Here is a 9,372-nt window from a genome sequence, read left to right as displayed (position 1 = left end):
ATGACCAACCCCTTCGACGACCAGGACGGCACCTTCCTCGTGCTCGTCAACTCGGAGAACCAGCACTCGCTGTGGCCCCAGTTCGCGGACGTCCCCGAGGGCTGGACCGTCGCCTACGGCCCCGACACCCACGCCGCCTGCCTGGAGTACGTCGAGCGGTCCTGGACCGATATGCGGCCCCAGAGCCTCATCGACGCCATGGACGCCAAGCGGTAGGGCGGCTCGCAGTGAACCTGACCGAAACCACGGACGCGGCCCGCCCCACGGCGGGCCCGGCCGGGCCGTCCGAGGACCTCGCCGCGGCGCTGCTCACACCCGAGGCCCGTCGGGACCCGTACCCGTTCTACGCGCGCATGCGGCGCGAGAGCCCCGTCCACCGCAGCGCCCAGGGCATCTGGTACCTCACCCGGTACGCCGACGTCGAGGCGGCCCTGGGCGACCTGAGGCTGTCCAACGACCGGGACCGGATGACCACCGCCTTCGGCGCGCAGGGCGGCAACCTCAAGGCCCTCAGTCGGCTCACCGACCGACTCGGCCGGGTGATGACCAACACCGACCCGCCGGACCACGCCCGGCTGCGCAAGCTCGCCAACCGGGCGTTCACCGCCCGGCGTGTCGAGGCGCTGCGCGACGGCATCGAGCGGATCGTCGACCAGCTGGTCGACCGGGCCGTCGAGGCCGGGCCGACCATGGACCTGATCGAGGCGGTCGCCTCCCCGCTGCCGCTGTCCGTCGTCTGCGAGCTGTTCGGTATCCCGCCCGAGGACCGCCCCCAGGTCAAGGCCTGGTTCCGGTGTTTCGGACGGCTGACCGAGGACATCGCCAAGACCGAGGCGGCGATCGACCAGTACGAGGAGTACCTCGCCCGACTCGTCCGCCGACGCCGGGCCGACCCGGGCGACGACCTGATCAGCGCCCTGGTCGCCACCCAGGCGCAGGACGACCGGCTCACCGACTCCGAGCTGCTGTCCACCTGCTTCGTCCTGATCACCGCCGGCGACGAGACCACCACCCACCTGGTCGGCAACGGCACCCTCGCGCTGCTGCGCCACCCCGACCAGCTGGCCCGGCTGCGGGAGGAGCCGGCGCTGATCCGCACCGCCGTCGAGGAACTGTCCCGCTACGACACGCCGACCCAGGCGATCGTCCGGGTCGTCGCCGAGGACCTGGAGATCGGCGGGCGGACGCTGCGGGAGGGCGAGCTGGTGTACCTGTTCCTCGCCGCGACCAACCGTGACCCCGAGCGCTTCGAGGACCCCGACCGGCTCGACCTGACCCGGCCCGGCAACCGGCACCTGAGCTTCGGCAACGGCCCGCACTTCTGCCTCGGCGGGCCGCTGGCCAAGCTCCAGGCGGAGGTGGCGATCGGCACGCTGGTCCGCCGCCTCCCGCGGCTGCGGCTGGCCGACGAGGCCGCCGGCGGGGCGGCGCTCGACTGGCGGCCCAACCCGCTGCAACGGCGGCTCAGCGCCCTCCCGCTCACCTACTGACACCTGAACGACGACGAAGGAGAACTGACCATGGCCCGAGAGTTCGAGGTCCGTCGGGAGCAGGACCTGCCCGCCACACCGGAGCAGGTCTGGGACGCGGTCGCCACCGGCGCCGGCAACCTCGGCTGGCTGTACCCCATGGAGGTCGAGCCGCACGTCGGCGGGAAGGTCACCCGGGGCGCCGCCACCGTCGTGGCGTGGGAGCCGCCGAGCCACTTCGCCACCCGGGCGGCCCAGGACGGCGGGTTCTCCAACACGCTCAGCTACCACATCGAGCCGGCCGCCGGCGGAACCAGCCACCTGCGGATGGGAATCCACTGGGTGCACACGGGCGTCGTCGACGACGCCTGGAACTGGGACACCAAGTCCGACGCGGCCGAGAAGCACGTCGACTTCTACCAGCACGCCCTCGCCGAGTACCTGCGGCACTTCGCCGGCCGCCCGGCCGTCTACGTCAGGGCCCAGCGCCCCGAAACCACCGCCGACCCGGCCGACTTCGCCGCCCTGCGCCGACGCCTCGGCCTCCCCGAGGACGCGGCCGTCGGCGACAGGCTGCGGCTCCACGTCCCCGGTCCGGACGGCGGCCCGGAGGAGGTGGTCGTGGACTGGCTCAGCGCCGACTTCGTCGGCCTGCGCGGCCCCGACGCGCTGTACCGGTTCTTCAACGGCAGCAGCTGGAACTGGCCGATCTGGCTGGGCCACCACCTGTTCGCCGAGGACGCCGACGAGCAGCGGGCCGTCAAGGCGTGGAACGCCTGGCTCAACGACACCCAAGCCTAGGATCACCGATGGAAGCCGCGATGGACGCGATGGAAACCTCGATGGAAACACTGCTCTACGCCGCCGAACTCGTCGAGGAGAACGGCAGTTACACGCTCGTCGTCCAGGACGTGGTCCGGAACACCGTCCAGACCATCCCGGTCCCCAAGTCCATGGTGGACAAGCTCCCGACCTTCCTCTCGGCACTCAGCGCCAAGCTCAACTCCGTGCCGTCGCGCGGCCGCTGGTAGGCCTTCCCGGACACCGTGCGGCGGGCGCCGGACCCGGTCGGCAGGTCGACCCGGTCCGGCGCGGCGATCAGTCGCGCTGGGAGATCGTCGGTTTCCGGTCGGGGAAGGCGGCGAGCAGGGCCAGCCAGAGCTGGAAGCGGTCCTGCATGGACTGCAGCGACCGGCCGGTGAGGCGCTCGATCTGGTCCAGCCGGTAGCGGACGGTGTTCCGGTGGACGTACAGCCGGTCGGCGACCGTCTGGACCGAACAGTCCGCGGCCAGGTAGGCGTGCAGGGTCGCGACGAGGTCGGCGTTGTTGGTCTCGTCGAAGCGGGTGAGCGGGCGCAGCACTTCGGTTGCGAGCTGCTTCAACGGCAGGTCGGGGCTGGACAGCAGCAGCCGCGGCAGGTTGAGCGGGTCGCCGGAGTGGATGCCGGGGCCCCTGGTGAGTGCGGCCTGGGCCTCGAACCAGCTCCAGCGCAGGCCGTCGACGCCCCGGTAGCAGCCGCCGATCCCGACCGCGGCGCGGGTGTCGAGGCCGGATAGCGCGGTGCCGAACCGCCGGGCCAGCTTGTCCACGGACGCGTTCTGCGGGAGTACCGCCACCAGGTACCGGCCGGCCACGGCGGTGAGCACCGGCTCGGGGGAGTCGGGGCGGCCCGCCGTCAGCCAGGGCAGCCGGGCCAGGCGGCCGTCCGCCGCCGGCCCTTCGCCCTCCGGTGCCGGACAGCCCAGGACGACCCGGTGGGCCGCCGTGGTGTCGAGCCCGAACGCGGCGAGCCTGCGCTCGGCGGCGGCCGGTGTGATCACGTCCCGCACGATGTCCTCGACGACCTGGCCGACCAGCTCCCGCCGTCCGGCCAGATGGGCCTGCCGACGGGCCAGCTCCAGGCCGACCAGCCGGACCGCGTACGGGAGCACGTCCGCCGCCCGGCCGGCCGACCGCAGGCACAGGTACGCCGATACCATCCCGTCCACCTGCACCGGCAGGCGCAGTGGACCGGCCCGACCGGGCCCGTCCGGGGACTCCAGCCCGGCCGCCCGGACCTCCTCGACCAGCGCACCGGCCCGCTCCGGGGCGGCGGCGAGCAGCGAGCCGTGGCGGTCGACCACGGCGACCTCGGAGCCGCAGGCGTGCCGCAGCACCCGCAGCAGCGCGGTCAGGCCCTCACCGGTCAGCAGGGCCTGGACCAGCAGGTCGTGCTGATCGACCAGCCGCCGTTGGGCGCTGTGGTCCTCGGCCGCGATCCGTTCGGCGACCAGGCGGTTCACCGCGATGAAGGGCGTCTCGTACGGGACCTCCAGCACCGCCAGGCCCAGCCGTTCGGCCTCGGCCACCGTCGCCCTCGGGACGGTGGGGTGGCTCAGCCCGGTGCCGAAGCCCAACCCGGACGCGCCGGCGGCGGCCACCCGTTGCACGAAAGCGGTCTGTGCGGCAGCGGTCCGCTGCCGCAGGCCCGTGGTGAGGAGCAGCTCGCCGCCCGCCATCCACGGTGTGGGGTCGGCGAGTTCCGTCACCGCGACCCAGCGCACGACGCGTTCGACACCGGCCGTGCCGGTACACAGTCGCAGGCCGAGGCCGTCTTCCCGGAGCAGTTCGCGCAGCGTCACGGACATGCGCCGGACTGTAGCGCCGCACAACTTGGCGGCGGAAGACCGTGCGGCAGTCCATAGCCGGATAGGGGGATTCCTCCTAGGGTTCCCTGCGAGCCGACCGGCACAACCGACCCGACCGAGCCATCCGCCCCGTGCGCGACACCGATCAGAAGGGCAGCAGGAGTTGAAGAGCAACGACCGACCGGACCCCGCCCCCGGGGCGGTGCGGCTCGAAGCGCTGACGAAGACCTTCGACGGCCAGGTCCGCGCGGTCGACGGCGTGGACCTGGAGATCGGCGAGGGCGAGTTCTTCGCGATGCTCGGCCCGTCCGGCTCAGGGAAGACGACGGTGCTGCGCATGGTCGCCGGCTTCGAGGCGCCGAGCGCCGGCCGGGTCCTGCTGGGCGGAGTCGATGTCACCGGACTCGCGCCGTTCGACCGGGACGTCAACACGGTGTTCCAGGACTACGCACTCTTCCCGCACATGACGATCGAGCAGAACGTCGGCTACGGCCTGATGGTCCGCCGGGTGCCCAGGGCCGAGCGGGTGGAGCGGGTGCGCGCGGCGCTCGCGATGGTCCGGCTCGACGGCTTCGAGCGGCGTCGACCGGCCCAGCTCTCCGGTGGCCAGCGCCAGCGGGTCGCCCTGGCCAGGGCGCTGGTGAACCGCCCGAAGGTGCTGCTCCTCGACGAGCCGCTCGGTGCGCTCGACCTGAAGCTCCGTCACGAGATGCAGGGGGAGCTCAAGCGGATCCAGCGCGAGGTCGGGATCACCTTCGTGTTCGTCACCCACGACCAGGACGAGGCGCTGACGATGAGCGACCGGGTCGCGGTGTTCAACGCGGGGCGGATCGAGCAGGTCGGCTCGCCCGCCGAGGTGTACGAGCACCCGGCCACGGCCTTCGTCGCCGGCTTCGTCGGCACCTCCAACCTGCTGGACGGCACGGCGGCCGAGCAGGTCGTGGGCGAGGCCGGGCTGTTCAGCGTCCGGCCGGAGAAGATCCGGATAGCGCACCCGGACGATCCCGCCGGCCCCGACGAGCTGTCGGCGATGGGCCGGGTGGCCGAGGTGGTCTACGCGGGCGGCCACACCCGGTTCCTGGTCGACCTGGAGGCCGGCGGGCGGCTGACCGCCGTCCGGCAGAACCTCGACGAGGGCTCGGCCGACGTCCTGCGCCACCGCGGCACCGACGTCGTGCTCGCCTGGCAGCGCAAGCACACCGTCCGCGTCGGTGGCTGACCCGGTCACCAGCGCCTTCCCCACCAGCAAAGGAACCCATCGCATGCGTATCCGCTCGACCGCCCGCGCCGCGGCCGCCGCCACCGCCGCCGTCCTGTTGGCCGCAGGGTGCGGCAGCAGCGCCGGAAGCACCGGCGCCCACGGTCTCAACCCGCCGAAGCTGCCGATGCTCCAGTCCCTGGGCGCCGGTGAGGGCCAGGTGAACCTGGTCGCCTGGGCCGGCTACGCCGAGGACGGTTCGGACGACAAGAACGTCGACTGGGTCCACCCCTTCGAGCAGCAGACCGGCTGCAAGGTCAACACGAAGATCGCCGGCACCTCGGACGAGATGGTCTCGCTGATGAAGACCGGCCAGTACGACGCCGTCTCGGCGTCCGGAGACGCGACGCTGCGGCTGATCGCGGCCGGCGACGTCGCGCCCGTCAACACCGGCCTGGTGCCGAACTACGCGGACGTCTTCGAGGGCCTGAAGAACCAGCCGTGGAACTCGGTGAACGGCCAGATGTACGGCATCCCGCACGGCCGCGGCGCCAACCTGCTGATGTACCGCACCGACAAGGTCTCGCCAGCACCCGACTCCTGGCGCGTGGTCTTCGACGGCGCCGCGCCCTACGCCGGCCACGTCACCGCCTACGACTCCCCGATCTACATCGCCGACGCGGCGCTGTACCTGATGAAGACGAAGCCGGACCTGGGCATCAAGAATCCCTACGCCCTGGACGACACCCAACTCAAGGCGGCCGTCGACCTGTTGAAGACCCAGCACAAGGCGGTCGGCGAGTACTGGAGCGACTACCAGAAGGCCGAGAACTCCTTCAAGACCGGCGACACCGTGGTCGGCACCACCTGGCAGGTGATCGCCAACATGGCGCAGGCCGACAAGGCGCCGGTCCAGGCGGTGCTGCCGAAGGAGGGCGCGACCGGCTGGTCGGACACCTGGATGGTGTCGGCCAGGGCCGCGCACCCCGACTGCGCCTACCAGTGGCTGAACTGGATCGTCTCGCCGAAGGCCAACGCCCAGGTCGCCGAATGGTTCGGTGAGGCCCCGGCCAACTCCAAGGCCTGCGACCAGACGTCGGACAAGAACTTCTGCACCACCTTCCACGCCACCGACGAGGCGTACTGGAAGAACGTCTACTACTGGACCACCCCGGTCAAGAGCTGCCTGGACGGCCGCGGGGTGGCCTGCACCGACTACGCCGCCTGGACCGCCGCCTGGACCGAGATCAAGGGCTGAGCCATGGCCCTGCTCCAGCGTGGGGGCGGCATGCGGCAGGCGGCCTCCGTCCTGCACCGGCACGCCGGGCTGCGGCTGACGCTGCTGCTGGCGGCGCCGATGGCCTGGCTGGTGCTCGCCTACCTGGGCTCGCTCGCCGTCCTGCTCCTCTCGGCCTTCTGGACGGTTGACGACTTCACCTACAACGTCGTCCGGGCCTGGAACACCGCGAACTTCCACACCGTCCTCACCGAGCCGGTCTACCGGTCGATCGCCCTGCGCACGCTCGGCATCGCCGCCGCGGTCACGGTGATCGACGCCGTGGTGGCGTTCCCGATGGCCTTCTACATGGCCCGGATCGCCCGGCCGCGGACCCGCAAGCTCCTGGTGGTCGCGGTGCTGACCCCGCTCTGGGCCAGCTACCTGGTCAAGGTGTACGCCTGGCGGGTCATCTTCAGCCAGGGCGGGGTACTCGACTGGCTCGGCGCCCCGTTCGGACTGGCCAGCCCCGGGTACGGCACGGCGGCGGTCATCGCGGTCCTCGCCTACCTGTGGCTGCCGTACATGATCCTGCCGGTCTACGCGGGACTGGAGAACCTGCCGGCCAACCTCCTCGACGCCTCGGCCGATCTGGGCGCCTCCGCCGGGCGGACCTTCCGCTCGGTGGTCCTGCCGCTGATCAAGCCCGCCGTGTTCGCCGGGTCGGTCTTCACCTTCTCGCTGAGCCTGGGCGACTACATCACCGTGCGGATCGTCGGAGGGAAGACGCAGGTGCTGGGCACCGCGATCGCCGACAACGTGACGCTCAACCTGCCGCTGGCCGCCGCGCTGTCCTGCGTACCGGTCGTGATGATCGTCGGCTATCTGCTCGCCGTGCGCCGGACCGGCGCCCTGGACTCGCTGTAGGGGGCGAACACCAGTGATCCTCTCCCGCCGTGCCCGGATCGCGCTGCGCGCGGCCACGATCGCCGGCCTCGCCGTCGTCTACCTGCCGCTGCTGCTGGTCCTGCTCAACTCGCTCAACCGGGACCGCTCCTTCGCCTGGCCGCCGGCCGGACTCACCACCGAGTGGTGGATCCGGGCCTGGCAGTCCGACGGTGCCCGCAGCGCGCTCGTGACCTCACTGCAGGCGGGTGCGGGGGCCACCATGGTGGCCCTGGTCCTGGGAACCATGACCGCCTTCGCCGTCCAGCGCTACCGGTTCTTCGGGCGGCAGACGGTGTCGTTCCTGGTGATCCTGCCGATCGCGCTGCCCGGCGTCGTCACCGGCATCGCGCTCAACGCCGCGTTCCGCACGGTGCTCGGCCCGGCGGGCATCGGCTTCGGCATGCTCACCGTCGTCATCGGGCACGCCACGTTCTGCATCGTCGTGGTCTTCAACAACGTCGTCGCCAGGCTGCGCCGGATGTCCCCGTCGGCCGAGGAGGCCTCGGCCGACCTCGGCGCGCACTCCTTCCAGACCTTCCGGTACGTCACCTTCCCGGCCGTGCGGTCGGCGTTGCTGGCGGGCGGGCTGCTGGCGTTCGCGCTGTCCTTCGACGAGATCGTGGTGACCACCTTCACCGCCGGGCCCGGCATCCAGACTCTGCCCGTCTGGATCTACGCCAACCTGGCGCGGCCCAACCAGGCCCCCGTGGTCAACGTCGTGGCGGCGGTCCTGGTGCTGCTCTCCGTGGTCCCCGTGTACCTGGCCCAGCGGCTGTCTTCGGACACCCCGGGAGGGCGGCTGTAGCCGAGTCGGGCAGCCGCTGCTGGCTGGATTATCCGCGTTGTCCGTACTGTCGGCGTTGTCCGTCTGAGTGTCGGCGCCTGCCGCCCGTCCTCCCACAGGGTGCGCTCGACGGTGCGCAGGGCGGTGGCCGACTGCTCCCAGCCGTGCCACCAGAACAGCCCGCCGTCCTGGCTCGCCTCGGCGGCGAGTGCCGTCAGCGGTCAGGGCGGTCAGGGCAGTCAGGGCGGTCAGGCGGTCACTCGTCCCCTCGGGGCCACGGGCGGAGGCGAGTTCATGCCACTGAACGGGCATTCGGCCGGACAGGGGCCGGAGGGGCGGGCGGGCGCTTACGGCCGCCGCCCGGGTTGCCGGTGTCAGATGCCCAGGCGGGTGGCGATGCCGTCAAGGACGCAGTCGAGGCCGGTCTCGAACTGCCAGTCCTGGTCGTCCTTGCGGGTGCCCTCGCGGAGGTAGCGCTGGTAGGCGGGGTAGCGTCCGGTGTTGATCAGCCAGGACATCCGCGAGGCCAGACCGGCCCGGGTCTCGTCGCCGTCGGCCCACCCGTGCTCGCGCTGCAGCGTCAGGAGGGCGATCTCGGCGGAGACCGAGCCGCGGACGTAGCCGGTGACGGTGCGGAACACCGCCATGGTGGTGTCGGCATCCAGGCCGTGTCCGGAGAGGGCGGCGAACGCGCGCTCGGGGACGGCCAGTTGGTTGGGGGTGAGGGCGGAGGTGGCGGCCCGGGCGGTCCACGGATGGGCCAGGCTCATGGCGCGCAGCTGGACGGCCAGGGTGCGCATGGTGTCGCGCCAGTCGGTGGCGGGGCCGTCCAGGGGGAGTCGGCCGTAGACGAAGTCGACCATCAGCTCGATGAGTTCGTCCTTGCCGGACACGTACCGGTAGGCGGCCATCGGGGCGACGCCGAGCGCGGTGGCCAGACGGCGCATGGTGACCGCGTCCAGGCCTTCGGTGTCGGCGATGGCGACCGCGGCTTCAGCGATCCGGTGCGGGGTGAGGGTGGTGCGCGGGGCGGGGGCCGGGCGGTCGAGGCGCTCCCAGAGCGAGGTCTGGGGCTTGGTCTGGTCGTCGTCCCCGGTGGGGGCCTGCGGGGCGGGCATGGTGGCGGGCT

The 9,372-nt window shown here is 72.0% G+C and carries 10 protein-coding genes; 8 read left to right on the top strand and 2 right to left on the bottom strand.

Annotated elements, in window-relative coordinates:
* From ACZ3UD_RS26370 to ACZ3UD_RS26355, 4 genes are read left to right on the top strand one after another with little or no spacing between them, the layout of a single operon-like run.
* Positions 1 to 216, top strand: a complete 216-nt coding sequence (locus ACZ3UD_RS26370) for an MbtH family protein (protein WP_465592527.1) — start codon at positions 1 to 3, stop codon at positions 214 to 216.
* Positions 217 to 227: 11 nt separating this feature from the next.
* Positions 228 to 1,490, top strand: coding sequence for a cytochrome P450 (locus tag ACZ3UD_RS26365; RefSeq protein ID WP_465592524.1), 1,263 nt, complete (start codon positions 228 to 230; stop codon positions 1,488 to 1,490).
* 30 nt (positions 1,491 to 1,520) lie between these two features.
* The gene (locus ACZ3UD_RS26360) at positions 1,521 to 2,270 is read left to right on the top strand and encodes an SRPBCC family protein (protein WP_465592521.1); all 750 of its coding nucleotides are present in this window, start codon (positions 1,521 to 1,523) and stop codon (positions 2,268 to 2,270) included.
* A 20-nt stretch (positions 2,271 to 2,290) separates the two neighbouring features.
* Complete coding sequence (locus ACZ3UD_RS26355) at positions 2,291 to 2,500, top strand: hypothetical protein (protein ID WP_465592518.1); 210 nt, start codon at positions 2,291 to 2,293, stop codon at positions 2,498 to 2,500.
* 67 nt (positions 2,501 to 2,567) lie between these two features.
* Here ACZ3UD_RS26355 and ACZ3UD_RS26350 read toward each other — a convergent pair whose 3' ends face one another.
* The gene (locus tag ACZ3UD_RS26350; protein ID WP_465592515.1) at positions 2,568 to 4,097 is read right to left on the bottom strand and encodes a PucR family transcriptional regulator; all 1,530 of its coding nucleotides are present in this window, start codon (positions 4,095 to 4,097) and stop codon (positions 2,568 to 2,570) included.
* Positions 4,098 to 4,260: 163 nt separating this feature from the next.
* Between ACZ3UD_RS26350 and ACZ3UD_RS26345 the strand changes: the two genes are divergently transcribed.
* From ACZ3UD_RS26345 to ACZ3UD_RS26330, 4 genes are read left to right on the top strand one after another with little or no spacing between them, the layout of a single operon-like run.
* Positions 4,261 to 5,316 carry an ABC transporter ATP-binding protein gene (locus ACZ3UD_RS26345; protein ID WP_465592512.1) on the top strand — a complete coding sequence of 352 codons (1,056 nt, stop codon included), beginning with the start codon at positions 4,261 to 4,263 and terminating at the stop codon, positions 5,314 to 5,316.
* Between the two features lie 43 nt (positions 5,317 to 5,359).
* Positions 5,360 to 6,553, top strand: coding sequence for an ABC transporter substrate-binding protein (locus tag ACZ3UD_RS26340; RefSeq protein ID WP_465592509.1), 1,194 nt, complete (start codon positions 5,360 to 5,362; stop codon positions 6,551 to 6,553).
* Positions 6,554 to 6,556: 3 nt separating this feature from the next.
* A complete protein-coding gene (locus ACZ3UD_RS26335) occupies positions 6,557 to 7,438 on the top strand; it encodes an ABC transporter permease (protein ID WP_465592506.1) in 882 nt (293 codons plus the stop codon).
* 13 nt (positions 7,439 to 7,451) lie between these two features.
* A complete protein-coding gene (locus tag ACZ3UD_RS26330) occupies positions 7,452 to 8,264 on the top strand; it encodes an ABC transporter permease (RefSeq protein ID WP_465592503.1) in 813 nt (270 codons plus the stop codon).
* A gap of 353 nt (positions 8,265 to 8,617) precedes the next feature.
* Here the strand turns inward: ACZ3UD_RS26330 and ACZ3UD_RS26325 are convergent, their stop codons facing one another.
* Positions 8,618 to 9,361: a TetR/AcrR family transcriptional regulator gene (locus tag ACZ3UD_RS26325; protein ID WP_465592500.1), complete on the bottom strand. Its 744-nt coding sequence runs from the start codon at positions 9,359 to 9,361 to the stop codon at positions 8,618 to 8,620.
* Positions 9,362 to 9,372: the final 11 nt, after the last annotated feature.

The organism is Kitasatospora sp. NPDC023118 (assembly GCF_055560875.1).
The sequence above is the reverse complement of the archived record's forward strand: the minus strand, read 5'-3'. Positions and strand labels throughout refer to the sequence as shown.

What these genes read in the sequence shown, in the direction of transcription:
- ACZ3UD_RS26370 (WP_465592527.1), top strand. Translation starts at nt 1, where the DNA reads ATGACCAACCCCTTCGACGACCAGGACGGCACCTTCCTCGTGCTCGTC.
- ACZ3UD_RS26360 (WP_465592521.1), top strand. Translation starts at nt 1,521, where the DNA reads ATGGCCCGAGAGTTCGAGGTCCGTCGGGAGCAGGACCTGCCCGCCACA.
- ACZ3UD_RS26355 (WP_465592518.1), top strand. Translation starts at nt 2,291, where the DNA reads ATGGACGCGATGGAAACCTCGATGGAAACACTGCTCTACGCCGCCGAA.
- ACZ3UD_RS26350 (WP_465592515.1), bottom strand. Translation starts at nt 4,097, where the DNA reads ATGTCCGTGACGCTGCGCGAACTGCTCCGGGAAGACGGCCTCGGCCTG.
- ACZ3UD_RS26340 (WP_465592509.1), top strand. Translation starts at nt 5,360, where the DNA reads ATGCGTATCCGCTCGACCGCCCGCGCCGCGGCCGCCGCCACCGCCGCC.
- ACZ3UD_RS26335 (WP_465592506.1), top strand. Translation starts at nt 6,557, where the DNA reads ATGGCCCTGCTCCAGCGTGGGGGCGGCATGCGGCAGGCGGCCTCCGTC.
- ACZ3UD_RS26325 (WP_465592500.1), bottom strand. Translation starts at nt 9,361, where the DNA reads ATGCCCGCCCCGCAGGCCCCCACCGGGGACGACGACCAGACCAAGCCC.